The organism is Embleya sp. NPDC055664, from assembly GCF_053618075.1.
In genome coordinates this window covers 740711-765732 of sequence record NZ_JBSHGZ010000001.1, presented here as the reverse complement: position 1 = coordinate 765732, position 25022 = coordinate 740711, and the positions used below count along the sequence as shown (strand labels likewise).

The 25022-nt window shown below is 72.8% G+C and carries 19 protein-coding genes; 9 read left to right on the top strand and 10 right to left on the bottom strand.

What is annotated here, in order from left to right; genetic code table 11:
* Positions 1-84: 84 nt before the first annotated feature.
* The 4 genes from ACWGR4_RS03115 to ACWGR4_RS03100 are packed head-to-tail and all read right to left on the bottom strand — an operon-like array spanning position 85 to position 5339.
* Positions 85-1242, bottom strand: coding sequence for a glycosyltransferase (locus ACWGR4_RS03115; protein ID WP_379997198.1), 1158 nt, complete (start codon positions 1240-1242; stop codon positions 85-87).
* Positions 1235-2050 carry a polysaccharide deacetylase family protein gene (locus ACWGR4_RS03110; protein ID WP_379997196.1) on the bottom strand — a complete coding sequence of 272 codons (816 nt, stop codon included), beginning with the start codon at positions 2048-2050 and terminating at the stop codon, positions 1235-1237. Before ACWGR4_RS03110 ends, ACWGR4_RS03115 begins: the two co-directional genes overlap by 8 nt.
* Positions 2047-3618, bottom strand: a complete 1572-nt coding sequence (locus ACWGR4_RS03105) for a GNAT family N-acetyltransferase (protein WP_379997194.1) — start codon at positions 3616-3618, stop codon at positions 2047-2049. Before ACWGR4_RS03105 ends, ACWGR4_RS03110 begins: the two co-directional genes overlap by 4 nt.
* Complete coding sequence (locus tag ACWGR4_RS03100) at positions 3618-5339, bottom strand: GNAT family N-acetyltransferase (RefSeq protein WP_452130331.1); 1722 nt, start codon at positions 5337-5339, stop codon at positions 3618-3620. Before ACWGR4_RS03100 ends, ACWGR4_RS03105 begins: the two co-directional genes overlap by 1 nt.
* 343 nt (positions 5340-5682) lie before the next feature.
* Between ACWGR4_RS03100 and ACWGR4_RS03095 the strand changes: the two genes are divergently transcribed.
* From ACWGR4_RS03095 to ACWGR4_RS03085, 3 genes are read left to right on the top strand one after another with little or no spacing between them, the layout of a single operon-like run.
* Positions 5683-6645, top strand: a complete 963-nt coding sequence (locus ACWGR4_RS03095) for a polysaccharide deacetylase family protein (RefSeq protein WP_452130330.1) — start codon at positions 5683-5685, stop codon at positions 6643-6645.
* A 48-nt stretch (positions 6646-6693) separates the two neighbouring features.
* The gene (locus ACWGR4_RS03090) at positions 6694-7770 is read left to right on the top strand and encodes a GNAT family N-acetyltransferase (protein ID WP_452130329.1); all 1077 of its coding nucleotides are present in this window, start codon (positions 6694-6696) and stop codon (positions 7768-7770) included.
* Complete coding sequence (locus ACWGR4_RS03085) at positions 7767-8912, top strand: glycosyltransferase family 4 protein (RefSeq protein WP_452130328.1); 1146 nt, start codon at positions 7767-7769, stop codon at positions 8910-8912. Before ACWGR4_RS03090 ends, ACWGR4_RS03085 begins: the two co-directional genes overlap by 4 nt.
* Positions 8913-8971: 59 nt before the next feature.
* Here the strand turns inward: ACWGR4_RS03085 and ACWGR4_RS03080 are convergent, their stop codons facing one another.
* From ACWGR4_RS03080 to ACWGR4_RS03055, 6 genes are all read right to left on the bottom strand, one after another.
* On the bottom strand, positions 8972-9418 hold the full coding sequence (locus ACWGR4_RS03080) for a group II truncated hemoglobin (RefSeq protein ID WP_452130327.1): 447 nt from the start codon (positions 9416-9418) through the stop codon (positions 8972-8974).
* A gap of 65 nt (positions 9419-9483) precedes the next feature.
* The gene (locus ACWGR4_RS03075; RefSeq protein ID WP_452130326.1) at positions 9484-10563 is read right to left on the bottom strand and encodes a glycosyltransferase family 4 protein; all 1080 of its coding nucleotides are present in this window, start codon (positions 10561-10563) and stop codon (positions 9484-9486) included.
* Complete coding sequence (locus ACWGR4_RS03070) at positions 10560-11822, bottom strand: glycosyltransferase family 4 protein (protein ID WP_452130325.1); 1263 nt, start codon at positions 11820-11822, stop codon at positions 10560-10562. The genes ACWGR4_RS03075 and ACWGR4_RS03070 overlap by 4 nt, the downstream gene beginning before the upstream one ends.
* A 6-nt stretch (positions 11823-11828) precedes the next feature.
* A complete protein-coding gene (locus tag ACWGR4_RS03065) occupies positions 11829-13052 on the bottom strand; it encodes an ABC transporter ATP-binding protein (RefSeq protein WP_452130324.1) in 1224 nt (407 codons plus the stop codon).
* Positions 13042-14163 (bottom strand): ABC transporter permease, encoded by a 1122-nt coding sequence (locus ACWGR4_RS03060; protein ID WP_379997177.1) that lies wholly within the window; start codon positions 14161-14163, stop codon positions 13042-13044. The genes ACWGR4_RS03065 and ACWGR4_RS03060 overlap by 11 nt, the downstream gene beginning before the upstream one ends.
* A 153-nt stretch (positions 14164-14316) precedes the next feature.
* Positions 14317-15450 (bottom strand): glycosyltransferase family 4 protein, encoded by a 1134-nt coding sequence (locus ACWGR4_RS03055; protein ID WP_452130322.1) that lies wholly within the window; start codon positions 15448-15450, stop codon positions 14317-14319.
* A gap of 122 nt (positions 15451-15572) precedes the next feature.
* Here ACWGR4_RS03055 and ACWGR4_RS03050 point away from each other — a divergent pair, with 122 nt between their 5' ends.
* From ACWGR4_RS03050 to ACWGR4_RS03025, 6 genes are all read left to right on the top strand, one after another.
* Positions 15573-16772, top strand: a complete 1200-nt coding sequence (locus tag ACWGR4_RS03050; protein WP_452130321.1) for a glycosyltransferase family 4 protein — start codon at positions 15573-15575, stop codon at positions 16770-16772.
* Between the two features lie 147 nt (positions 16773-16919).
* Positions 16920-18824: an AAA family ATPase gene (locus tag ACWGR4_RS03045; protein WP_452130320.1), complete on the top strand. Its 1905-nt coding sequence runs from the start codon at positions 16920-16922 to the stop codon at positions 18822-18824.
* Positions 18824-19927: a glycosyltransferase gene (locus ACWGR4_RS03040; RefSeq protein WP_452130319.1), complete on the top strand. Its 1104-nt coding sequence runs from the start codon at positions 18824-18826 to the stop codon at positions 19925-19927. The genes ACWGR4_RS03045 and ACWGR4_RS03040 overlap by 1 nt, the downstream gene beginning before the upstream one ends.
* Complete coding sequence (locus tag ACWGR4_RS03035) at positions 19924-21012, top strand: GNAT family N-acetyltransferase (RefSeq protein WP_452130318.1); 1089 nt, start codon at positions 19924-19926, stop codon at positions 21010-21012. The genes ACWGR4_RS03040 and ACWGR4_RS03035 overlap by 4 nt, the downstream gene beginning before the upstream one ends.
* 97 nt (positions 21013-21109) lie before the next feature.
* Positions 21110-22603 carry a hypothetical protein gene (locus tag ACWGR4_RS03030; protein WP_452130317.1) on the top strand — a complete coding sequence of 498 codons (1494 nt, stop codon included), beginning with the start codon at positions 21110-21112 and terminating at the stop codon, positions 22601-22603.
* On the top strand, positions 22594-23772 hold the full coding sequence (locus ACWGR4_RS03025; protein ID WP_452130316.1) for a DegT/DnrJ/EryC1/StrS family aminotransferase: 1179 nt from the start codon (positions 22594-22596) through the stop codon (positions 23770-23772). Before ACWGR4_RS03030 ends, ACWGR4_RS03025 begins: the two co-directional genes overlap by 10 nt.
* The last annotated feature ends 1250 nt before the right edge of the window (positions 23773-25022 follow it).

Sequence of the window (25022 nt, the reverse complement as noted above, 5' to 3'; positions counted from 1 at the left end):
CCCCTCCCCTGGTGTGGCGTTGGATTGTGGTGTTCCGCGGGCGCCGGTGGCGTCTCCCTCACCGGCCGGCGCCTTGTGTGTGCCTCACGTCCAGCCCAGACCGCGGCGTGCGGCCACGGCCCGGTAGGTGTCGATCGAGACGCGGGCCACGCGTCGTTGGTCGAATTCGGCCAGCGCGCGGCTCCGGGCCGCGGCACCGAGTGCGGCGCGCAGGTCCGGTTCGCTGATCAGGCGGTCCATCGCGGCGGCCAGGGAGCGGGACTCTCCGGCCGGCGCGAGCAACAGGTGTTCGCCGTGGGTGCCGATTTCGCGGCAGCCTCGGATGTCGCTGAGCACCATGGGCAGCGCGCACGCGGCGGCCTCCATGGCGGATCGTGAGAAGCCCTCGCGGTGCGAGGGCAGGACGAAGACGTCGAGCGCGTTGTAGACGGCGGGCATGTCGGCGCGCGCTCCGACGAATTCGACGGGCGAGTCGTGCGCGGCCCGGGCGATCGCGTCGGGCTTGTCCGGGTCCTCGGGTCCGATCCAGACGAATCGGGCCTTGCCCGCGAGCAGTCCGGCTGCTTCCACGTATTCGAGGATGCCCTTCTCCGCGACCTGCCGCCCGACTCCGCCGACGAGGAGTTCGTCTTCGGCCACCCCGAGTTCGGCGCGGATCGTCGCGCGGGCGGCGGGATCGGGGCGAAAGCGGGTGAGGTCGGTGCCGTTGCCGACCACGCGCGAGCGCCATCCGGGCACGGCCCGGCGCAGCGTGGCGTGGTCGGTGGCGTTTTGGTACAGCTCGGCGTGTGAGGCGCGGGCGGCCAGGCTCTCGGTGCCGAGGACGAACGCACGCCGGGCCCACGGGTCGCCGGGGCGGATCCACAGGCCGTGGCAGGTGTTGACCACGACGGGCACGCCGGCGGCGCGGCCGAGCAGGCGGCCGAGCACGCCGGTCTTGGGGTTGTGCGTGTGCAGCACGTCCAGGCGCAACCGGCGCAGTGTGCGTACGAGTTCGCCGGCCGCGGCGGCGTCGCGGCGCGGATTCCAGGCGCGGGTGAGCGAGTTCAGCGGGACGTGGGTGACGCCCAGCGCCTCGATCCCGGGCACGTAGGGGCCGGCCGCGCTGATCCCGAAGGTCTCGAAGCCGGCGGTGACGTCCTCTTCCAGTTCGGTGCGAAGCAGCAGCGCCAGGCTCATGTCGACGGTGGTCAGGTGGGCGATCCGCAGCGGGCGCCCGCCCGGGCCGCGTGGCTCACGCATGCGCACCGGCCTTCTTGCCGAGGCCGACCACGGCCGCGTAGGCGCGTTCCTGGCCGAGCCGGCCGCCGAGCTTGGCCCGGAAGAACGCGGGCGGATCGGTGCGCCGGACCGGGACCCGGCGCAGCCGGATCGGGTCGCAGCCGGGCCGGTTGCGGCCGAGTACGCCGGTGGCGGCGCTGCGGAACCGGCAGCGCAGCGCGTGTTCCATGTCCGGGACGGCGACGCCCCACGTGTAGGCGAAGTGCGCGGGGCGGCGGCCGAGTCGGCGTTCGATGTCGTCGGAGGCGTCGTCGAGTTCGGTCGCGGTGAGCGCTTCGGGACGGGCGTGGCTGCGGGTGTGGTTGCCGATGGTGGCCAGCCCCGAGTCGGCCAGTTCGGCCACCTGGTCCCAGGTCAGCGCGGCGGATCCGCCGCTGGTGCCGGTGGAGCCCTCCCAGCGCATCTCGGCGTCGATGCAGCCGGTGGCCAGGTAGAGGGTGAACGGCAGTTTGCGCTCCCGCAGTTCGGGCCAGGCGTTGGCGTACACGTCGGCGAAGCCGTCGTCGAAGGTGAGCACGATCGACGGGGTGGGGTCGCCGGCCGCGAGGCGGTCCACGGCGGTGTCCAGGGAGACCACGTGCCGGGCGGGCAGCAGGTCGAGCTGGGCACGGAACGCGTCGGTGGGCAGGTCCAGTTCGTCCCGGGTGCCGCCGCCGACGCGGTGGTAGATGAGCAGGGTGGCGCCGGGCGCGGGATCGCGGGCGAGGGCGGTGGCGGCCAGGCCGCGCTTGAGCGTGGTGCGCACGCGGTCGCCGCTGATGGCGGTCATCGGGTGGTGCCCTTCGGGGTGAGGCGGGTCGGGCCGGTGCGGGCGACCGGCCACGGAACCGGTTCCGGTTCTCGGCGCAGGGGGGTTCCGGGGGCGCCGGCGGGGTCGGGCAGGTACAGGCGCAGCGTCTCGCCGAGGGCGGTGGCCACGCTGCGTGCGGCCTCGTGCAGTTGCCGGTCGCGCGGCAGGGTGCGGTCGGCGCCGAGGGCGGCGACGGTGTGCACGGTCCGGTCCGGGGCCAGGTGTACGAGGGTGTGCGGTTCCTCGCCGACCAGCCACCAGGTCTCGCCGCGGGAGCGGCCGGCGTCGACCGCGTCGGTGCCCCGGTAGCCGCAGGCGAGCGCGATCGCGCGGTTGTCGGCGAGGCCGGCCTCGTGTACCGGGTCCGGTTTGTCGCCGCCCTCGTGCGGATTGATCGCGGGTGGGATCACCGTCTCGGCGACCAGGGTCGGCTCGACCGGGGCGATCTTGGCTCGGCGCACCCGCAGGTGTTGCTCGACCGACATCCGGGTGGCCCGGGCGAAGCCGCGGGCGGGCAGGGTGACGGCGAGCAGGCGTCGGTCGCGGACGGCCTCGACGTCCCACAGGGCGGGGCGTTCGGGGGCGAGGCGCAACTTCTGCGGGGTGCGGGTGGGCATCAGGTCGACCAGGCGCGGCTCGGTTCCGGCGGGCCAGGGTTCGGCCAGGACGAGTTCCTGGGCCTGCCACTGCACCACGGTGCCGATGCCCAGGGCGGCGAATCGTTCGTCGTAGGCGGTGGAGTGCCAGGTGGCCACGTCGCCGAGGCGGAACCACAGGTGCATCGCGGCGGGCACGCCGTCCACGCGCAGGATGTACAGCCGGGCCCAGTCGTGGCGCGCGGCGCGGGCGATCAGGTCGCGCCGCGCGTCGGCGGCGGCGGGCTGGAGCGGGCCCTTCCAGCTGCGGGCGAACAGGTCGGTGTAGACGGCGAAGCCGGCGTCGAAGTCGTCTTCGCGGGTGCCGGGGCCGCCGATCCGGTCGACGGTCAGGTCCCACTGTGCGCGGACGCGGGTGGCGAAGCGGTGCGCGTACCGGTCGAAGCTGCGGAAGCGGGCCCGGTGGCCGGCCCAGCCGCCCTCGACGCCGGCGAGCATGTCGCAGGCCTTCTCCCGGGCGTCGACCGTGTAGCCGCAGGCGCGCAGCCCGGCGATCAGGCGGTGCGTCTCGGGGTCCCGGCTGGGCATGCGGTGCAGGCGCAGTTCGCGTACGCCGGTGCGGGCGAGGGCGTCGGCGATCGAGTCGGCGCCGTGCGGCTCGTCGGGGTGTACCACCACGTGGCTGCGGGGGCGGCGGTGTGCGGAGAAGACGCCCCAGCGGTCGGGGCCGATCCGCTCCAGCGGGAGCAGCGCGCGCGGTTGGTCGGCGTCGTCGAGCACGGAGACCACGCGGATGTCGTCCAGCGGGTCGTGGTGGCCGTGCAGGGTGGAGGCGAACCAGGCGTGCGTGTCGAACGGGTCGGCGTGTACGCCCCGCGCGGCGACCAGGCGGTCCCAGGAGCCGGCGAAGGCGCCGTCGATCTCCAGGGGGTGCATCGGGCGGGCCCGCATCAGGCCCCCTCGGCCCGGCTGAGCGCGCCGTGCGCTCCGGGTGTTCCGGGGGCCTCGCGTGCTTCGTGCGCTCCGGATGTTCCATGCGCTCCGGGTGCCTCGGCGGCCCCGTGTTCGTCGTGTTCCCGGCCGCCGGCGTCGGCTTCGCTGAGCGGGGCGGCGGCCGCGTGGTCGGTGGCATCGGGGTCGGCGACGGCGTGCGCGAGCGCGGCGTGGTCGGCGGCACCGGGATCGGGCCCGGTCCAGGTGCGCGGCCAGCGCAGGCGGGGGTCGCGCACGGGTACCTCGTCCAGGTAGCGGACGGGCGACGCGAGCAGGTCGGCGAGCATCAGCGCGATCGCCTCCAGGGTGTATGCCGGGTCGTAGCGCACGACCTCGCGCAGGGTGGGCACCGGCTCACCGGTGTCGACCCGGGCCACCGCGAGGGGGCCCGCGCCGATCCGGTACCAGCGGTCGTCGGGTCCCCAGTCGGCCCGCATCTCCTGCGGGCCCCGGCGCGCGCAGGCCACGGTGAGCAGGCGCAAGGTGGGCTGGTCCAAAGTCAGTTCGGGGCTGGGTCGGGCCGGTACCTCGGTCGCCGGTCGCGCCTCCAGCCGGCGGGCGGTGCCGGCGTGGCCGGGCGGGACGGCATCGACCCGGGCGCGCAGCCGGCCCATTCGGGCGCGGGTGGCGATCGGTACGGCACGCTGCACCTCGCGGGCCCCGCGCAGCAGCGGCAACACCCGGCGCGGCACCCGGGCCGCGCACACGTCGAGCAGCGCGGGTCGTTCGCTGCTGATCCGGTCCTTCAGCGGGCTCGCCCCCGGCAGCAGGTCGATCAGTGTCAACCCGCCCTCGGCGAAAGCGAGTTCCTGGGCGCGCCAGTGCACCACGTTGCCCGGCGACAGCAGCGCGGCGGCCGGGTCGTAGGCGACGGTGTGCCAGTGCATCACCGGGCCGATCCGCACGCCGAGGCAGGACGCGATGGCGCGGTCCTCGGCGTAGAGCACGTACAGCCGGGCCAGGCCACGCTCGTCGAGCGCGCGGGTGAGCAACCGGCGGCGTTCCGGCGCGGCGCCGAGTCGCCCCTTCCAGCTCAGGTCGAACAGCTCTTCGTGGTCTGCCAGTCCGCCCGCGAGCGGTGGGCCGCCTGGGGCGCCGTACGCGACGACCCGCAACGCCCACAACCGGCCGGCGCGGCGCGTGGCCTGTCCCACGGCGCTGTCGAAGCCGCGATGGCGGGCCCGGTAGCCGGACCAGCCGTCGGGGGTGGACTCGATCATGTCGGTCATCCGCTCGCGCACGTCCACCGCGTAGCCGGCCTCGCGCAGCGCGCCGAGCAGCGCGTGCGTGGCCGGGTCGCGGCTGGGCATGCGGTGCAGCGTCAACTCGCGGATGCCGAGCCGGCGCAGTTCGCCCGCGAGCGCGCCCAGCACGTCGGGGCGAGGTTCGGGGGTGCCGATGACGACACGTGTGCGTTCGCGCTGGCCGCGACCGAGTTCGTGGGCGCGACCGGTCGAGTCGAGTTCGAGCGGCAGCAGGGCCAGCGGGCGATCTCCGACGAACACGCCGGGTATGCGCACGTGTTCGGCACGTTGCGGTCGGGTCGCCAACCACGACGACGCCCATGCGTGGGTGTCGAAGACGTCTGCCTGAACCCCCCTCCCGACCACCAATTCGTCCCACGCGCGAGCGAGATCGCCATCGATCTCCTCTGCGCGCAGGGTCGATGCACGATTCATCGCCCGGCCCCCACCTCGCGGTCCCGATGTGAGCAGCATCGGAACGTTTGTGCCCGACCGGCGCCGCCGCCCCCACACGGTCGGGGCTCGGGTCGCCCGCCGACCAGATTAGGCCGGATGGGTCACGCGTGAAGGGTGTTTCGCGATCCGTCCACGAGTCGGGGGTGATGTTCCGCGATATCCGACGTTGACGACCTTGCCATGACCTGGAGGGAGTTCGGGCGGATGTGCGGTGTCGGCCGGGCGGACGTTCGGTGTCCGGCTGACGGGAGGTGACCCCGCTGTTACGGTTCCGGCAGCGGGAGCCGAGAGGCTGGGGAACCGCGGGACCGGGGAGGCGCGGGTGGGCGGTTCGAGGGTGGGGACGTTGCGGTCGTCGGTGGGGTCGTCGGTGCGGTCCTCGCTGCGGGGCGGTGGTGACGCGCTGTTGCGGCGGTCGCCGGCGCAGGTGTGGTTCGCCCGCCGGTCCCGACTGCGGCTGGCCGTGCTCGGGTATCACGGGATCTCCGATCCGGCCGTGTTCGCCGGTCAGTTGGACCGGCTCAAGCGGATCGCTCGGCCGGTGTCGCTGGACGAGGTGGAGGCGGCGCTGCGCGATCGACGCCCGCTGCCCGCCCGAGCGGTGTTGTTGACCTTCGACGACGGCGAGCGCAGCATCCTGGAGCACGGCCTGCCGCTGCTGCGCGAGCGCGGCATCCCGGGAGTGGCCTACGTGGTGGCTTCGGCGATCGACTCGCGCACGCCGTTCTGGTGGCACGAGGCGCACCGGTTGGTCGCCGCCGGAGCGCGGGTCGCGGGCGAGCCGGAGCGGTCACCGAGCGGGTGGGTCGCGTATCTCAAGACCGTGCCGCAGGAGCGCCGACTGCGCCTGCTCGCCGCGCTGCGCGAGGGGCACGAGCCGGTGCCGGCCGAGCAGTTGACCGGCGCGGACCTGCGCACCCTGGAGTCGGGTGGGATCCGGGTGGAGAACCACTCGCTCACCCATCCGCTGCTCGACCGCTGCTCCGACGCGGATGTGCGGGCCGAAGTGGTGGACGCGCACGAGCGGTTGACCAAGCTCTTGGGCCGGGCGCCGAGTTCGTTCGCGTATCCGAACGGGAACTGGGACGTGCGCGCCGAGCGGTTGCTCGACGAACTGGGCTACCGTTCGGGCTTCCTGTTCGACCACCGGCTCGGGCCCCGGTTGCCCGACCACCCGTTGCGGATCTCCCGCCTGCGGGTCGGCTCGAACACCCGCCCGGATCGGTTCGCCACCATCGTCTCCGGGCTGCATCCGGCCGTGCACGCGTTGCGCGGCGGGCGGTGAGGGGTCGGGTCCGGTTCGGCGTCGGTTTCGAGGTCCGGGGGGATCGTCGTGCTTGCTCTGCCCACGTTGTTGCGCTCGCCCGGGGAGTTGGCGGCGCTGGTGCCGTCCTGGCGCGCGCTGGTCGCCGCGACGCCCGGGACGTCGTACTTCGCCACGCCCGACTGGGTGCTGGGCTGGACCGAGTCGCTGGGCCGGGAGCAGGCCGGGCGGGTGCTGGTCGCGGTGTGGCGCGGGGACGACGGCGCCGCCGAGGCGGTCGTACCGCTGCTGCGCACCCGTGAGCGGCTGCACCCCCGACTGCCCGGCGGGGTGCCGGTCTGGACCGTGCTCGGCAGTGGGATCGGCGCCGCGGACCACTGCGGGTTCGCCGTCGCGCCGCACCGGCACGAGGACGTACGGGCCTGGCTGGCCACACTCGCCCGGCGGCGCAGCATGCTCTTCCCGCACCTGGATCCGGGCACGGGCGATCCGTATCTACCGCCCGGCGCACGGGAGATCGAGCGCACGGCCTGCCCGGTGATGCCCGCCGACCCGGACGCCCTGGGCTCGGCTCGGCACCGCCAGGGGGTGCGGCGCAAGGCGCGTCGGCTCGCGGCCGACGGGGTCGTCTTCACCTGGGCGGGGCCCGGCGAGCTGACGCCGGAGGTGTTCGACGACCTGCTGCGGCTGCATCGGCTGCGCCGGGACACGATGGGCGCGTCCAGCGCGTTCGACGCCTCTCGGCGTCCGCTGCACGCGGCGCTGGCGGCGCGGGCCGAACCCGGGCGCGGGCCGTGCGCGTTGGTGGCGCGGGATCCGGCGGGCGCGGTGGTGGGCGTGCTGTACGGGTTCCTGTGGCTGGACACGTTCGCGTACTACCAGTTGGGTTGGGATCCGGCCTACGCGAAGGCGAGCCTGGGCACGGTGTTGTTCCACGAGACGTTGACCGCGTTGGCCGAGCGCAAGGTGGCCACGTTCGACTTCCTGCGCGGCGCCGAGGAGTTCAAGCATCGGTTCGGCGCGACCGATCGATACGACACGACATGGTTGGTGGCCCGCGGTCCGGCCGGCGCGCTCCTCGGCGCGAAGGCCGCGGCCCGCCGGGCCCGGGATCGCCGGTGGCGACCGGCGCGGGGGGAATCGTGAAGGAGCGGATCAGGCTCGTCCACGTGGTGTGGCGGTTGAGTGTCGGCGGCGGCATCCCGCAGGTGAGCCGCCAGGTGCTGGCCGGGCTCGACCCGGAGCGCTTCGACTGCCATGCGATCAGCGCCCGACCCGCCTGGGAGGAGGACGAACTCGGCGAGCTGGGGCCGAATGTGACGGTGCATTCGCTCGACCACACCGGGCCCGCCGGCCCCCGGGACGAGGTGCGGTTGGGGCTGCGGATCGCGGCGAAGGTCCGGGAGTTGCGCCCGGACGTGCTGCACGCGCACAGCGGCACGGCCCGCCTCTCGCTGCCCGCCGCGCTGGCGTGCCCCCGGCTGCCCCGGGTGATGGAGGTGCACGAGCCGTTGAAGGACGGCCTGCACTCGCGGTTGACCAACGGCATCGAGGTCGCCATGGTCAAGGCGGCCGGGTTCCGGCCGTTCGCCCACTCGACCCACGTGCGCGACGCGACGGCGGCGATCGTGCGATGGCGGCCCGAGCGTATCCCGCTGGTCCCGCTCGGGGTGCCGGTCCACGAGCCGGATCCGGCCGCCGGGGCCGCGCTGCGCGCGGAGTTGGGCATCGCGCCCGAGGCGCTCGTGGTGGTCGGGGTGGGCCGGGCCGCGCAGAAGAACATCCCGCTGATGGTGCGGGTCGGCGCCGATGTGGTGCGCAAGCTCGGCGACTCCGGGCCGCCGGTGGTGTTCCTGATCATCGGCCGCCAGGAACCGGAGATCCCGGCGCTGATCGAGCGGTTGGGCGTGGGCAAGCACGTGCGGGTGGTGCCGCCGCTGCCTCGGCTGGGCGACGCGTTCGACGCGGCCGACCTGTTCCTGTCCACGTCCCACTACGAGGGCTTCGGCCTCGCGGTCGCCGAGGCGATGGTCGCGGGCGTCCCGGTGGTGGGCACGGCGGTGGGCGGGGTCACCGACATCGTCGCCGACGGTGTCACCGGGCGCCTGCTGCGCGCGGGCGATCGCGGCGGACTGGTGATGGCGTGCCGTGAGTTGCTCACCGACGCGGAGACCCGGGCCCGGATGGGCGCGGCGAGCCGGGAACGGGTCCTGGCCCGCTTCACCCGGCAACACATGCTCGACGGCTTCGCCCGGGTGTACGAACGCGCGGCGCTGCGCCGGGGTTAGGCCCCGCCCGGCGGATCGGACCGGGCCCGGCGGCGAGGGGAACGTCGCCGGGCCCGGCTTCACACGATCGGCGGCCAGTCCCAGTGCGGGACTTCGCGCAGCGGGTGCAGTTCGTCGTCGGTCTCGGCGTGCGAGTTCTGCTTGGCCACGTGGGTGCCGAACTCCACGTGCGAGCGCAGCGCCTCCCGAAACGGTTCGTCGGACGGCAGTTCGGCCCTGTCGGCCGCGGCGAGATACAGGTCGACGAAACGTTGGCGCTGTTCCTCGGAGATCTTCAGGCCGCGATGGACCTCGATCAGATGGGTGAAGCCGCCCATGGTCCGGGTGAAGTCATCCGGTCCGCCGAAGGTTTCGGCGGTGAAGGCGGTCAGATGGTCCACGTGCTCCGGGCGCCCCGCACCGAACAGGGGCTGCAGGAGCGGGTCGGCGAGCACGTCGCCGTAGAAGATGTCGATGAACCGGCGCAGGCCCTCGTGTCCGCCCGCGTGCTCGAAAAGCGTCTCCATACCGCCTCATCCCAGACCGGGACGAAGCGGCTGTCAACGGCCGGCGCCCGGCCGTCACCGAACCGCTATCCGCGCAGTTCCGCCAGAATGTGCGCGGCCACCGTCGGCCACGTCATGCTCGCCCGCAGCTCCTCGCCCCGGACCACGGCGCGTTTGCGGAACGAGGGGTAGTCGGCGGTCAGTTGACGCAGCGCCACGACCAGGGCGTCCTCGTTGTCCGGGGGTACGGTCAGGCCCGCGTCGCCGATGATCCAGGGCTGGTTGCCGACCGTGGTGGCCACGCACGGCAGCCCCCGGATCAGGCCCTCGATCAGGGCGATCCCGAACGCCTCCATGTGCGTGGGGATGACCACCGCGTCGGCGGCGGCGTACGCGGCGCCCATCGCGGTGTGCGGCACCCGGCCCAGCGCGGTCACCCCGACCGGCAACTCCCCCGCCGGACCGCTGCCGACCAGCGTCAACCGGTGGCGCGGGTCACGGGCGTGGAGCCGGGCGAAGGCGGCGAGCAGGAGCGGGCCGCCCTTGAGCTCCCACTGGGTGCCCACGAACAGCAGCCGGGGCGGATCCGCGGCGCCCGAACCGGGATCGCCCTCCGGCGCGGGTTCGGCGTTGGTCCCGGAGCCGACCACGTGCACCCGATCGGCGGCCAGGCCGTACTCGCGCACCAGCACGTCGGCCGTGCTGGGCCCCATCACGAACACCCGGTGCGCGCCCAGCAACAACCGCCGCTCCCGGGCCAACCACCCGTCGGAGTACCGGGATCGATGCACACCGCCGACCGCCGCGCCCTCCAGGCCGACCCGGTCGGTGTACACGCCGTAGCGCACGCCCGGTGGCGGGGTCAGCGCGGGCAGCGTCTGCACGATCAGCACCGGCCGCCCCGGGTCGAGCAGTCCGCGCGAGCGCACCCGGCGGTCCAGCGCCGCCGTCCACGCGCCGGTCTTGGTCCACGGCGTTCCGGGACCGGCCCGCCGCGCCTCCTGCACTGCCCGCAGCCGGGCGGCGGCCAGCCCCGGCGCGCGGGCCAGCGGCATCAGGTCGTGCGCGGCCACCTCTGTGCGCTCCGCGAGCGCCCGGCACAGCGCGGGCACCGACCCGGAGAAGGCCCCGACGTGCAGCAGGGTCAGCCCCGCCGGCCGGGTCATCGGGCCGAGGCTCCGCGCCCGCCCCGGGTGCGCCGGCGCAGTGCCTGACCGCGCTGCCCGGCCTTGAAGCCGACCAGGCGTCCGCCGACGCGCACCGCCTCGCCGACCCGACCGCGGGCGGGCGGGTGTTCGGCGCGGGCCTGTTCGTACCAGTCCACGAGCCGCAGCGCCTGGCTGTCCAGCGCGAAGCGCTCGCGGACCAGGTCGAGCGACCAGGCGCCGATGCGCTCGCGCTCGGCCCGGTCGTCCAACAGCGTGGTCAACTGGTCGACCAGTGCGTCCTGTTCGACGGGCACCCGGCCCGCGCCCAAGCCGTAGAAACCGAGGCCGTCGAATTCGCCGATCGTCTCGGGTGTGACCGGTTTGCTGAAGCCCTGCTCGCCGACCACCACGATGGGTTTGCCGAAGGCCATCCCGCGCAGCACCGAACTGCCCATCCCGACCACCACGTCGGCCAACGCGTACGCCGGTCGCGGATCGGCCATCTCGCCCGTCAGCACGATCGCGCGGCGGCCCAGTTCGGCGTTCGCCGCCGCGGCCCTGGCCTGGAGTTCGTTTTCGATCGAGCCCCCACCGACCAACACCAGCCGCAACCCGGGCAACTTCGGGGACAGCCGGGCCACCGCGTCGACGGTGCGTTCCAGATGTTCCTGCTTGAGGTGGCGGGCCAGGCGCGAGACCAGCACCACGGTGGGCGCGGGCCCCCGCAACCCGTGTTCCGCGGCGAAGGCGTCCACGTCGACCTCGGCGTCGTCCCCCTCCGTGATCGGGTGATCGATCGCCGTGTCCACCGGCGGTTCGAGAAGGTGCACGCGGGCACCCTCCAGGCCGCGCACCACCCCGGTCTCCTCGTAGAGGTCGCCGTAGCCGAGGGTGAGCGGCACGCCGGTACGCGGGAAGTACGGCGGCAGGCTGCCCATCGACATGATCGTGCCCAGCACGGGCGTGCCGCGCGGGACGAACGCGCCCAGGAACGCCTCGACCAGCGGCCAGTATTCGTAGGTGTGCACGACGTCGATGCGATGCCGGCGCACCGCCGCCGCGATGGCGCGCGAGACGGCGGGCGAGGGACGTACGTGCGCGCGCTCGGGCAGCGCGAGCAGCGGCAGGCCCGCGGCGGCGACCCGTTGTCGCAGCGGGCCCTGACGGCCCATCACCCACACCTCGTGGCCGAGGTCGCGCACCGCGCGGGCCAGGTCCACCGCGTTGATCGAACTGCCGCCCAGTTGCATGTCGTGCGGACACACCAGGATGCGCACGGTCGTTCACCCCTCCCAGGTGTGGTCGACGTAGACCGGCGCGGCGAGCACGACCGCGCGCGGCGGGGTGTCGAGTTCGGGACCGGCCACGTCGAACTGTTTGGCCGGATGCCAGGCGGTCAGGGGATGTCCGTCGCCGTCGTAGACGCCGATCCACAGCGCGTAGCGCCCCCGGGGCAGCGGCAGTCGGTCCAGGGTGCACTTGACCCGGGTGCCCGACGGGCCGAACCGCACGTCGCGGCGGGTGGTGAAGACCGGGCTCGCGGTGCCCTCGGTGACGCCGATGTGCACGGTGGCCGAGCCGCGGAAGTCGCCGACGAAGTCGGCCTCGACGACCATCGACCGGTTGGTGGTGGGACCGGCGGTGTCCACGCCGCGCACGTCGACGTAAGTGGTGCGGATCGCCTCGTCGGTGCGGGTGCGCGCCTCCGTCTCCTCCTCGACGCTGTCCCGATATCCGCGCAGCGCCTGCCGGATCGGGCCATCGGTGCGGATCTCGCCCTGCTCCAGCCAGATGCCGCGCGTGCAGATCGACTCGACCGACGCCAGGTCGTGCGAGACCAGGACCAGCGTGGTGCCCTGTTCGAGCACCACCCGCATCCGGTCCAGGCATTTTTGCTGGAACAGCGCGTCGCCGACGGCAAGTACCTCGTCGACGAGCAGCACGTCCGGCTCCAGGAACGCGGCGACCGCGAAGCCGAGGCGCATCTGCATTCCGGAGCTGTACCACTTCACCTGCCGGTCGATCGCCGTGCCCAGTTCGGCGAAGTCGACGATGTCGTCGAAGCGTTTGGCCACCTCGGCTCGCTTGAGGCCGAGCAACGAGCCGTACAGGAAGGCGTTCTCACGACCGGTCAGGTCCGGGTGGATGCCCGCGCGCACCTCGATCAGCGCACCGACCCGGCCGCGCACCTGGAGCCGGCCGGCGTAGGGGTACATCACGCCGGTGAGCATCTTGAGCAGCGTCGACTTGCCCGACCCGTTGGAGCCGATCAGGCCGACCGCCTCGCCGGGGTCGATGTGGATGTGGATGTCGCGCAACGCCCACCGCCAGTCGGCCTGGTCGCGGCCGGACAACTTGCGCGCGATGCGGCCCAGGTTGTCCCGGAGCAGCATGCGTTGGCTGTCCGCGCGAAAGCGTTTCCACAGGTGTTCGGCCTGGACAGTGCCCGGTGCGAGGGTGCCCGGCTTGGCCGGCGCAAGCGCGGTCGACGTGCGGTCAGGCGACATCGGCGATCCCCGCCTCGAGCTTCTTGAAGATCTTGTAGCCGACGACAAGCAGCACGGTCGCCGACGCACCGGCGGCACCGGTGAGTTCCCAGTCGGGTTGTTGTCCGTACAGGATCGAGCGCCGGTAGCCGTCGATCACCGCGGCGAGCGGGTTGCTGATCACGTAGGGCAGCAGCCAGTCCTTGGTGATCTGGTCCATGCCGTAGGCGACCGGGGTGGCGAACATGCCCATCTGCATGAGCAGCGGCAGCACATGTCGGATGTCGCGGAAGTAGACCACCGCCGCGGACAACACGAGCACCACGCCGAGGGTGACCTCGAATTGGATGAGCAGCAGGATCGGCAGCGCCCACATGGTCGCGGCGGGCGGCGTGGTGTAGGCCGCGAACAGCACCACCAGCACGCTCGACGCGATCAGCATGTCGACGGTGGCCACGATCACGGTGGCGAACGGGAAGACCTCGCGCGGGCAGTAGACCTTGTTCAGCAGCGGCCCGTTGGACACCAGCGAGGACGAGCCCTGGGTGACCGAGGACATGAAGAACGTCCACGGGAGCAGGCCCAGGTAGCTGAACAGCGGATAGGGCACGTCGTATTTGTGCGCGGTCTCGCTGAGGTTGCCCACCCGCTGGAAGACGATGGTGAACACCAGCATCAGCAGGACGGGCGTGATGATCGCCCAGGCGAAGCCGAGAACGGCTTGTTTGTAGCGGGCCTTGAGGTCGCGCTCGGCCAGGGTGCGCACGAGTTCGCGCGAGTGCCACAACTCCCGGATGCCGCGGAACAGGCTGGTGCGCCGCTTGAAGCGCAGTTCCGGCGGTGGTCCCTTGACCTCGGGATCGGGTGCCTGGGCGGCGGCGATGCGGCCGGTGCCGCTGCCGACGCCGGCCGTGGGCGCTGCGTGTCGTCCGGTGCCGGTGCGACTGTCGATGGTCGGCGTGGTCGCTCCCCCGTGGCCCGCGAGGGGCGCTCCGTTGACGTGTGTTCGGTGATCGGCGGGTTCGTCGACGCTGCCGCCGGGTCGGGCATGCCGGGCCGCGCGGCCGAGATCGCCGATTCTGCTCATGCCGTCGCCGGGCATGCCGACGGCACCCCCCACAGACTCCCCCACGGACTCCCCCTCCCTGGTTCGACAACAACCTTGGCACATGCGATCTCCCCACGAGTCGCATTCGGCCGTACGGGAATCGGGGCTCACGCCCCGTCCCGAGTCCTGCGTTCGACGCCGAGGCGTCGTCCCGATCCTTCCCTCGACGCCGCGGTGTCAGCGCGTGTGTTCGTCGAGCAACGCGGTCCACGCGTCCACCACGGTCTCCATCGCGTGTCGTTCCAGGCAACGGGCTCTGGCCGCACGCCCCATCGCGTCGCGGTCGGCCAACACCCGGCGGATCGCAGCGACCAGCGGGGCCGGATCCCCGGCGCCGGGGCCCACCTCGGCGAGCGCCCCGGTGACCCCGTCCACCACCACGTCGCGGACGAATCCGACGTCGGTCGCGGCGGCCGGGATCGCGGTCATGCCCGCCTCGACCAGGACTCCCGGCACGCCCTCGCTGGTGCTGGAGAGCACCAGCACGTCGCCGGCGTGGTACACCGGGCCCGGATCGGCGAGGTTGCCGGTGAAGGTGACCCGCCCCGGGGCGCGGCGCGCGGCCAGCGCCTCCAGGGCCGCACGCTCGGGGCCCTCGCCGGCCACGAGCAGGTGGTAGACCGGGAGTTCGGCACGGTCCGGCGCCGCCCCGACACGCTCCGAAGCCCCTTCCACAAGCTGTGCGAACGCCTCGATGGCCAGCGCGACCCGCTTCTCCACGGCCAGCGCGCCGACCACGACGAGCACCGTCGCGCCCGGCGGCACCCCCAACTCGGCGCGCGCCTCGGACCGATCGGTCGAGTCCGGTGGCGGGAACCGCTCCGGACGCCGCCCGTTGGGGATCGCCCGTACCCGACCGGGCGCCAACCGGTAGGTGCGCAGCAGGATTTCCCGACCCGTCGGCGACACCGAGGCGATCGCCGCCGCCCGGCGCAGCAACAGCCCCACCCGGGCCCGGCGCAGCGCGTCGCGCGCCCAGTGTCGGGGGTCGCCGATGTTCACGTAGACGAACGGCGTCCCGGTGCCCGCGAGGGCGATCCCGCACGCGTCCAGCGTGGTCGAGCCGTGGGCGATCACCACGCCCGCGCCCGCCGCCCGTCGGCGCAGTTCGCGCAGCGTGCTCGGGTGCAGTCGCCCCGGTCCGAGCACGGGGAAGTCCATCTCCCCGGTGCCGGCCAGCGCGACGACCGCCGATGACCGCCCTCGATCGCGCAGCGCCGCGTCCAGATCGTGGGCGAACGCCTGTGAACCCCGTCGTCGGGGGTCGGTCACGACGTGCAGGACCCCACGCCGATCGGTCGTTGTCCCCATGGGGTGACAGGTTGTCACGAATCCGGCCCCGCCGGGGGCGTATCGATGACATGCTCGGCGGTGCGGGGTGGGGGCGTCCCGTGACCGACGGCCGCGTCGGGAGAGCGCGGGGGATGGCAGGGGTGAGGCGAGTGCACGTGCTCCAGGTGATCGACAGCGTGGATCGGGTCGGCGGCGCCGAACGCGCGGCGGCGGCGATGGCTCCGGGACTGATCCGGCGCGGCATCACCCTCGATATCGCGTATCTCCTGGATCTGGACGGTTTTCAACCGGAGTTGGTGGAGGCGGGCGCGTCGCTGTTCGGGGTGCATCGTGGCTCGCGCGCGGGTTCGGTGCGCGGGTTGGCGCGGGTGATCCGCGATCGCCGACCGGACCTGGTGCACACGACCCTGTACGAGGCGGACATCGCCGGGCGAATCGCCGCGCTGGCGAACGGTGTTCCGGTCGTGTCGAGCCTGGTCAACACCTCCTACGGGGCGGAGATGCGCACCCAGCCCGGGATTCGGCCGTGGAAGCTGCGCGCCGCTCAGGGTCTGGACGCGGCCAGCGGGCAGGGGGTGCGCCGGTTCCACGCGTTGACCGAGCATGTGGCCGAGGTGATGTCGCGCCGGTTGCGCGTGCGCCGGTCGCGGATCGAGGTGGTGCCGCGCGGACGCGATCCCGAGGCGCTGGCCGCCGCACGGGAGCGACGGGCGTACACCCGGGTCGAGTTGGGCCTGGGCGCCGACGTGCCGGTGCTGGTCACCGCGGCCCGGCAGGAATACCAGAAGGGCTTGGACGTGCTGCTCGCGGCGTTCGCGTCGGTGCGCCGCGAGGTGCCGGACGCGGTGCTGCTGTTGGCCGGTCCGCCCGGTGGGCAGACCGCGTCGTTGCGGAAGGCTGCGGCCGGCCTGGCCGGGGATTCCCCGGACGGGGTGGAACCCGTACGGTTCCTGGGATATCGCGACGACGTGCCCGATCTGATGGGCGCGGCCGATGTGTTCGTACTGCCCTCGCGTTGGGAGGGCCTGGGCAGCGTGCTGATCGAGGCGATGGGGGTGGGGACGCCGATCGTCACCAGCGACCTGCCCCCGGTGCGCGAGATCACCGGGGCGGGTGACTGTGCGGCCCTGGTGCCGCCGGATTCGCCCGAGGCGCTGGCGACGGCACTGGTCTCGGCCCTGACGGAGCGGGAGAAAACCGCGATGCGCGCGGAAGCGGCGTATCGACGTTTCGGCGAGGAGTACACGATCGACAGCGTTTGCGACCGGATGGTCGCGTTCTATGCCCGGGCACTCGGTCCCGGAGCGGGCCGTGACGGGTTGTCAGGTCCGGTGCGGTGACGGCCGCGCGAACACGGCGGGTCGGATCTCGACGGAATCTCCACACTTCCGGCACAGTCGAGGGGTCGTTCGGCACCCCGCGTGCTCTACGTTTGGCCTGCCCCGCGGTCCCATCGCGCGGTGGCACCTCGAACCGGAGGGGGACCGGTGGAAACCTCTAGCTACTTCTCCGTTCTCCAGCGTCGTTGGCCGCTGGTGCTCGCCTGTCTGGCGATCGGACTGCTCGCGGGGCTGATCCTGACCCCATCGGACCCCAAGGGCACGGGCAACCAGTGGACCGCCTCGGTCAACGTGCTGCCCGCGCCGAACTCGGCGAAGGAGTTCAATCTCGCGCCGGTGCAACTGATGACCGACGGCGGCGAGGTGGCCCGCCGGGTGGCGAAGCGGCTGAACAACCCGGATCCGGCGGTGCTCGCGGCCAAGGTCACCTCGCAACTGAACCCGAATCTGGGCCTGGTGACCATCTCCGCGAAGGCGCCAGGCCGCAAGGCCGCCGAGGACCTGGCGAGCGCGTGGGCCCAGGAGACGGTGGCCGCGTTCGCCGACTCGCAGCGCAAGACCCGGCAGGGTCAGGCCGACAGCATGACCGCCCAGTTGGACAAGCTCAAGGCCGACATCGACGCGCTGGACAAGAACACCACCAAACGCGCCACCCTCCAGGCCGAGTTCGACGCGAAGCGGACCCAGTACACCACCCTCGTTGGGCAGCAGCAGGAGTTGGTCAACCCGCTGAACGACCCGAAGATCGAGGTGATGGACGGCCTCAAGAGCACGGCCGACTCCACCACCAGCATCCTGGCGCCGACTTCGCGGCCGTTGCGGATCGCGCTCGCCGCGGCTCTGGGCCTCGCGCTCGGGTTGATCGCCGCGCTCATGGTCGACCGGATGGACGTGCGGCTGCGCGGGCGGATCCAGTTGGAGGACGCGTTCGGCCTCCCGGTGATCGCCGAGGTGCCCAGGGCCCCGCGCCGGCAGCGCGCCGGGCACGCGGTGCTGGTCGCGGGGCGCCCGGACAGCCCGGTCGCGGAGGCGTATCGCACGCTGCGTTCGGCGCTGTTGCTCACCGGCCCGCCCGGGCTCGCCTATCGGCTCGGCGGCGCCGACCCGCGGCAGACCCGGGCCACCGCGATGCCGGTACGCCGGGTCAGCGATCCGGCGCCGGTGATCCTGGTGGTGTCCTCGAAGCCGGGCGACGGGCGTACCAGCACGGTGGCCAACCTGGCCGCGGCACTGGCCGAGGCGGGCCGCTCGGTGCTGGTCCTGGACTGCGACTTCCGCAACCCGGCCACCCATCTGTACCTGGGCGCCAAGCCGGGCAAGGGCATGTCGGAAGTCCTGCTGGCCGAGCAGGAGATCGACCTCGGCGACGTGGTGCGCGGGACGAACATCCCGAATGTGCGGCTGATCACCGCCGGGGCGCCGGCCGCCTACCCGGCCGCACTGCTGCTGCGCGCCGGCGAGGTGGTCCAGCGCGCCCGGCACCACGCGGACGTGGTGCTGGTGGACAGCGCGCCGCTGATGTACGCGAACGACACCAACGACCTGGTACAACACGCCGACGCGATGCTGGTGGTGGCCCGCAGCGGCAACCTGACGGCCGATCAGGCGTCCCGGGTGGGCGAGCTGTTGACCCGGACCGGGGTACCGATCGCCGGCGTCGCCCTGCTGGGCGTGGATCCGACCGGGGCGATGGGCGGCGGCCTGGGGCGCGGGTCGCGGATCGGCTCGGTGGGCCGTACAGGCGCGGCCGGCGGCCTGGTGCTGCGCGGTCGCTCCGGCGGGACGCCGACCGAGCCGGAGGAGGACGCCGAGCGGCCCACGCCGAGTTGGGCCAAACGCAACCAACTCACCGACGGTGAGCCGGAGTCGAACGAGCACGGTCACGGCTCGCAACGCACCGGGCCGCCCGCCTCGACCGAGGACGGCGCCGCCGGCTTCCGGGTGCAGTCGGCCGCCGAGCGGGCGCTGCACAACGGCGCCGGTGACGGTGCGCGGTTGGGTCCGCACTTCGACACGTGGTCCACCGTCGAACTCGGCTCGGAGGATCGCTGATGGGAGAGCGCGTTCGTGTCCTGTGGCTCGCCAAGGGCCTGGGGCGCGGTGGTGCCGAGCAGTTGCTGGTCAACTGCGCCCGTCACCTGGACGACGAACGCTACGAGGTCGAGGTCGCCTACGTGTTGCCGTGGAAGGACGCGCTGGTGCCGACGCTGCGCGGGCTCGGCATCACGGTGCACTGCCTGGGCGGCGGGCGGCGTTGGCCGCTGCGGCTGCGCACGCTGGTGCGGGCGCGCGGCTACGGGCTGATCCACACGCACATGCCGGTTCCGGCGGTCGCCGCCCGCGTGGTGGCGGCCGGCGTGCCGATCGTGCACACCGAGCACAACATGTGGCCGCGCTATCGGCGGCCCACCCGGCTCGCCAACGCGTGGACGTACCGGCGCAACAGCGGCGTGATCGCGGTCTCGTCGGCGGTGGCCGACAGCATCGTCCCGGGCCGGCTGCGCCCCGGGGTCAGCCCGACGGTGATCCATCACGGCCCGGACCTCGGCGACGCGTTCGCCGGTCCCGGCGCCCGGGAGCGGGCCCGCCGGATGCTGGACCTGGACCAGGACGCCTTCATCGTCGGCACGGTGGCCAACTTCACGCCCAAGAAAGACCAGTTGGGCCTGCTGGACGCGCATGCCCGGGTCCGCGAGCGGCATGTGGGCGCGCTCCTGGTGCTGATCGGCTCGGGGCCGCTGGAGGCGACCCTGCGCGAGCGGGCCAACCGGCCCGACCTCAAGGGGTCGGTGGTCTTCACCGGCTCGCGCGGCGACGTGCCGACGCTGCTGTCCGCCTTCGACGTGTTCGCGCTGAGTTCGCGTCAGGAGGGGCTGCCGGTCTCGTTGATGGAGGCGATGACGGTGGGCCTGCCGTCGGTGGTGACCGCCGTCGGGGGGATGCCCGAGATCGTCACGGACGGGATCGAGGGCGTGGTGGTGCCGCCGGGTGATCCCCGGGCGTTCGGCGACGCGCTGGCGGCGTTCGCCGCGGATCCGGCGCGCCGGCGGGCGTGCGGCGAGGCGGCGCACAAGCGTTCCGCCGAGTTCGACGTCGCGGGCGCCCAGCGGCGGATCGAGGATGTGTACGCGAGAGTGTTGGAGGGGTCGCGGTGAGTGGGCAGGAACGCGGGAATTCGCCTTTCACCGTCCGGGAGTTGGGCAAACACGACGAGCCCCGGGTGTTGGACCTGCTGGGCACGGCGCTGTCCGGCGGGCCGACCGGAGAGCGCACCTCGGAGTTCTTCCGCTGGAAGCATCGGGACAACCCGTTCGGCGCCAGCCCGGGCCTGGTCGCGGAGAGCGCCGACGGTCGGGTGGTGGCCGTACGGCTCTTCCTGCGCTGGGAGTTCGTCCTCGGCGGCGAGGTGATCCGGGCGGTGCGCGCGGTGGACACCGCCACCCATCCCGACGTGCAGGGCCGCGGCCTGTTCCGCCGGCTGACCACGGATCTGCTGGAGCGGATCGAGGCGGACACCGCGCTGGTGTTCAACACCCCCAACGGCAACAGCCTGCCCGGTTATCTGAAGATGGGCTGGCAGGAGGTCGGGAAGGTACCGATCTCGCTGCACCCGATCCGGCCGCTCGCCTTCGCGCGCGGGCTCAAGGAGTTGCGGGCCTCGGGTGACCTGACCGGCACTTCGAAGACCTGGAACTCGGTGGATCCGGCGGCCCGTTGCCGCTTCCCCAGCGCCCGTCAGTTCTTCTCCGATCCCCGGGCCGCGATCGGCTTCGACGAGCTGGTCGCCGAGGCCGACGCGGGCGACGCGGCGATCGGGCACGACAAGCTGCGCACCGCGCTCACCGGCGACTTCCTGCGCTGGCGCTACGGGGATGCACCGGGCCTGGACTACCGGATCGTCGCCTCCTACAAGAACGGCGAGTTGACCGGCGTGGTGTTCGGTCGGCCGCGCCTGCGCGGGCCGTTGGTCGAGTTCACGCTGTCCCAGATGGTGGTCCGTCCGGGCGATCGGGACACCGCGCGCACCCTGTTCTCCGGGGTGGCCATGTCCGGGTGCGATCACGTCGCGACGCACCTGGCGCGCGGCTCGGAGGCGGCCCGCGCGGCCCGCTACGCGGGCTACGCCACACCGCCGCGCACCGGCATGCTCCTGGTCGCGCGAGCCGTGCACCCGCATCCGATCGACGTCCACGACCTGCGCTCGTGGCAGCTCTCCCTGGGGGACTTGGAGGTGTTCTGACCCCGCGGCCGATGCCGCGCCCGACCGGTCCGAGCCGGTTCCGCGCGCCACCGCCGTCCCGCGTCGCGCCGGTTCGCCGTTCCTGCAAGGAGTTCCGTTGTCGTCCCGACTTGCGTGGTTCACCCGGTGGACGGGTCGTTCGCCGCGGCTGCCGTGGGGTTCGCTGCTCGCGCTCGCCGCCGTGGGTGTCTACGTCTCGGTGTTCGCGTGGGCGATGGAGTATCGCCCCTACGACACCTGGGGCGCGCTGATCGTCTTTCCGCTGCTGCTGACCGTCAGCGTGCCGTTGCTGTCCCGGTTCTCCCGCGACGAGCCGCCGTGGGTACGGCGGTTGGTGATCGGCGCGCTGGTCGCCAAGCTGCTCGCGTGCTTCGCCCGCTACTGGATGTCCTTCGTGCTCTACGAGGGTCGTGCCGACGCGGCGACCTACGACCTGGTCGGGCGGGCCATCGCGCCGCACTTCCGGGACGGCGACTTCACCGTGGACATCGGCCGCAAGGTGATCGGCACCGGCTTCATCATGATCGTCACCGGGATCGTGTACGCGATCGTCGGCCAGTCCCTGCTCGCGGGCTACCTGGTCTACTCGTGGCTCGGGTTCTGGGGGCTGTACCTGTTCTGGCGCGCGTTCAACGTGGCATACCCGGACGGCGATCGACGCCGCTACGGCAAGCTGCTGTTCTTCCTGCCGTCCCTGCTGTTCTGGCCGTCGGGGATCGGCAAGGACACGTGGATGATGTTCACGCTGGGGATGGCCGCCTACGGCGTGGCGCTGCTTCTGGTGCGCAAGCGCGGGGCGTTCGTGTTCCTGATCCTGGGCGCGGTGGGCACCACGATGGTGCGACCGCACGTGACGGTGCTGCTCCTGTGCGGGTTGTGCGTGGGGTATCTGCTGCGCAACCGGCCGCAACAGGCGTCCGCGCTGGGCCCGTTGCGCGCCGCCTTCGGCATCGTGGTGCTCGGGGTGGGCTGCGTGCTCGCGCTCCAGCAGGTGGGCACCTTCTTCGGTACGCCCGGCATCGGCGCCGCACAGGCCAACCAGGTGATCGCCAAGACCCAGACGCAGACCGCGCAGGGCGGTTCGGCCCAGGCGGTGGACGACCAGGCGGCGCTGGCGATCTCGCCGGCCGCGTTGCCGCAGTCGTTGGTGACCGTGCTGTTCCGGCCGTTCCCGTTCGAGGCGCACAACATCCAGGCCCTGGTCGCGTCGCTGGAAGGCGTGGTGTTGATGGGCCTGTTCGTGGTGGCGCTGCCCCGGTTGAAACGTATTCCGGGTCTGCTGATCCGAAGACCCTACGTGGCCTTCGTGATCGTCTACACACTGGTGTTCGCGCTGGCGTTCGCGAACATCCGCAACTTCGGCATCCTCACCCGCGAACGGGTCCAGGTGTTCCCGTTCGTGCTGGTGTTGCTCGCGGTGTCGAAACCGGAACGGACCGAGACCGCGAAGGGCGGCGGTTCGGAGCGGAGACGGCGGCGTGTGCCCGTGCGGCAGACGATGCCGGTCGCGGCCGATTCCGAGTCGGTGGGGACAGGTTCGACGGATCCGGGGTATCCCGGGGAATTCAGGGGGGATGGGACATGGCGATGACCGGCAAGCCGGCGGTGCTCGGCGGAACGGCGCTGTTCGCGGAGGGCCTGCCGCTGACGCGGGTACGGGTGCCCGAGCGGGAGGAGTTGGCGCGGCGCCTGGACACAATTTTGACGGGCGGTCAGCTGACCGACGGGTCCACGGTCCGCGAGTTGGAGGAGGCCGCGGCGGCGCACCTCGAAGTGCCGTATGTGGTGGCGGTGTCCAACTGCACGAGCGGGCTGATGCTCGCGCTCCAGGCGATGGGGGTCAACGGCTCGGTGGCGATGCCGGGCTTCACCTTCTCGGCCACGGCGCATGCGGCGCACTGGGCCGGGGCGGTGCCGGTGTTCGCCGAGGTCGACCCGGACACGCTGACCCTGGACCCGGCCGACGCAGCGAAGTTGCTGGCCGAGTCCGGGGCTTCGGCGCTGATGGCCACGCACGTGTACGGAACCCCGTGTCGGGTCGAGGAGCTGGCCCAGGTCGCCGACGACGCGGGCGTACCGCTCCTCTACGACGCGGCACACGCACTGGGCAGCCGGCGCGCCGGGACCCCGATCGGCGGCTTCGGCGCGGCGGAGGTCTTCTCGCTCAGCCCGACGAAGGTGGTCGTCGCGGGCGAGGGCGGCCTGATCGCGACCCGCGACGAGGGCCTGGCCCAGGCGTGCCGACTGGGGCGCGGGTACGGCAACCCGGGCGACTACGACTGCGTCTTCCCGGGCCTGAACGCCCGGATGTCCGAACTCCACGCGGCGTTGGCCCTGGTCTCCCTGCGGGGCCTGCCGGAGCGGGTACGCACGCGCACCGACCTGGTCGCGACATTCGCGACGGCGATCCGGGACGTCCCGGGTGTGCGGTTGCCGGTACTCGCCGAGGGCGACGTATCGACGTGGAAGGACCTGACGCTGGTGATCGACCCGGAGCCGTTCGGCCTCGACGTCCCCACGCTGGCGCGGGCGCTGAAGGCGGAGGGCATCGACTCCCGCCGCTACTTCCACCCCCCGGTACACCGCCAAAAGGCCTACGCCCACCTGCCGGCGCGGAGTCTGCCGGTAACGGACGACATCGCCGACCGGGTCCTGACACTGCCGTTGTGGTCGCACATGGACACGGCCACGGTCGACACGGTGGCGGAGGCGGTGATCCGTTTGCACGAGCATGCGGCGGAGGTGCGGGCGGTCGGGTAGGGGGTGGGCGGCGGAGGCGAGGTGGAGCGAGGCGGGCGGGGTCGGGTCGGCGGCATTCGCCGGCCGGCCCGGCCCGCCCCCGGCGCGGGCCGGGCCGGGGGGCCGGGGTCGTATCCGACTCGGCTCCGCCGAATCCACCGCCCGGCACCCCGGATCGGGCTCGAACACCGGCTGCGACGCACGCGGGATCACGCGTCGGGCAGAGGGTCTGCCCGATTGGCTCGGCCGCTCCCGGCATCCGTTGCGCTTCTGGTTGCCGGGTGCCGGTGCGGGGTTGGTCCGGCTCGTGGGTGGGCCGCCGCCGGCGTTCGGGGCTCCGAGACTGGGGGCCCGGTGAGGCGGGTGTTTTGCTCGGCGAAAACCGGCCGGCAGCGGCGGGGAGGGTGGGGGGTTGGGTCGGGTCTGCCGGGCGCCTTCCCGAGTGGGCCGGGTGATTTCGGGTGCAGCGGGCGCGTGGTGGGCGTGTGGTGGCGTTGGTTCACGAAACCGGATCCCGTGGGGTTCCGCAGCCTTTGCGTGAAGGAAACCCGCAGTTCAGCGCTACTGGGAGCTGTTTCGGGTGGCTCGGGATCCGGTTTCGAAGCCCACAGGGCACTTTCGGTCTCCTCGTTGGCCTCTGTGACGTCGCAGCACTGCAGTCGATTTCCGCTGCACGAATTCGGTCTCCACGCGGCCGTAAGGGGGTCGAAGGACACGAAACCGGAACTCGACGCCCGACTTCGCCCCCTGCCCCCGCAAAAACTGCAGGTCACCGAAGCTCGAAGCCCAAAACCACCCACCGTGATCCGGTTCCGAACCCCAACTCCCTTCCAAACGCCCCGAACGGCGCCGACCCACTCAGGAAGGCTCCTCGGCGAACCCGACCCGGCCACCCGCCCTCCCGCTGCTGCCGGCCGGTTTCCACCGAGCACCACACCCCCCTCGCCAGGCACCCCGCGTCTCGAAGCCCCGCACGCCGGCGGCGGCCCACCCGACGACTCTGACCAGCCCCGGACCAACCCTCCGCAGCCACAAGCGCGACGCCCGCCGGAAACCACCCGACCCACCCGAGAAACCCCCGGCAGACTCGACCCGACCGCCCACCCGCTGCCGGCCGCCCTTCCGCCGAGCAACGCACCCGCTTCGTCGGAAACCCCACGCCTCTGAGCCCCGCATGTCGGCGGGGCGCGGCCTGCCCCACGACCCACGCCCCGCCCCTCCCCCGAGGGCCTCCCCACCCCCGCGCCGCTCCCCCGGATGGGTCGCCGGGA

Excerpts from the sequence above, each read along its gene's own strand:
- ACWGR4_RS03055 (WP_452130322.1), bottom strand. The coding sequence starts at position 15,450 with ATGGGGACAACGACCGATCGGCGTGGGGTCCTGCACGTCGTGACCGAC.
- ACWGR4_RS03025 (WP_452130316.1), top strand. The coding sequence starts at position 22,594 with ATGGCGATGACCGGCAAGCCGGCGGTGCTCGGCGGAACGGCGCTGTTC.
- ACWGR4_RS03080 (WP_452130327.1), bottom strand. The coding sequence starts at position 9,418 with ATGGAGACGCTTTTCGAGCACGCGGGCGGACACGAGGGCCTGCGCCGG.
- ACWGR4_RS03100 (WP_452130331.1), bottom strand. The coding sequence starts at position 5,339 with ATGAATCGTGCATCGACCCTGCGCGCAGAGGAGATCGATGGCGATCTC.
- ACWGR4_RS03065 (WP_452130324.1), bottom strand. The coding sequence starts at position 13,052 with ATGTCGCCTGACCGCACGTCGACCGCGCTTGCGCCGGCCAAGCCGGGC.
- ACWGR4_RS03075 (WP_452130326.1), bottom strand. The coding sequence starts at position 10,563 with ATGACCCGGCCGGCGGGGCTGACCCTGCTGCACGTCGGGGCCTTCTCC.
- ACWGR4_RS03040 (WP_452130319.1), top strand. The coding sequence starts at position 18,824 with ATGGGAGAGCGCGTTCGTGTCCTGTGGCTCGCCAAGGGCCTGGGGCGC.
- ACWGR4_RS03115 (WP_379997198.1), bottom strand. The coding sequence starts at position 1,242 with ATGCGTGAGCCACGCGGCCCGGGCGGGCGCCCGCTGCGGATCGCCCAC.
- ACWGR4_RS03110 (WP_379997196.1), bottom strand. The coding sequence starts at position 2,050 with ATGACCGCCATCAGCGGCGACCGCGTGCGCACCACGCTCAAGCGCGGC.
- ACWGR4_RS03105 (WP_379997194.1), bottom strand. The coding sequence starts at position 3,618 with ATGCGGGCCCGCCCGATGCACCCCCTGGAGATCGACGGCGCCTTCGCC.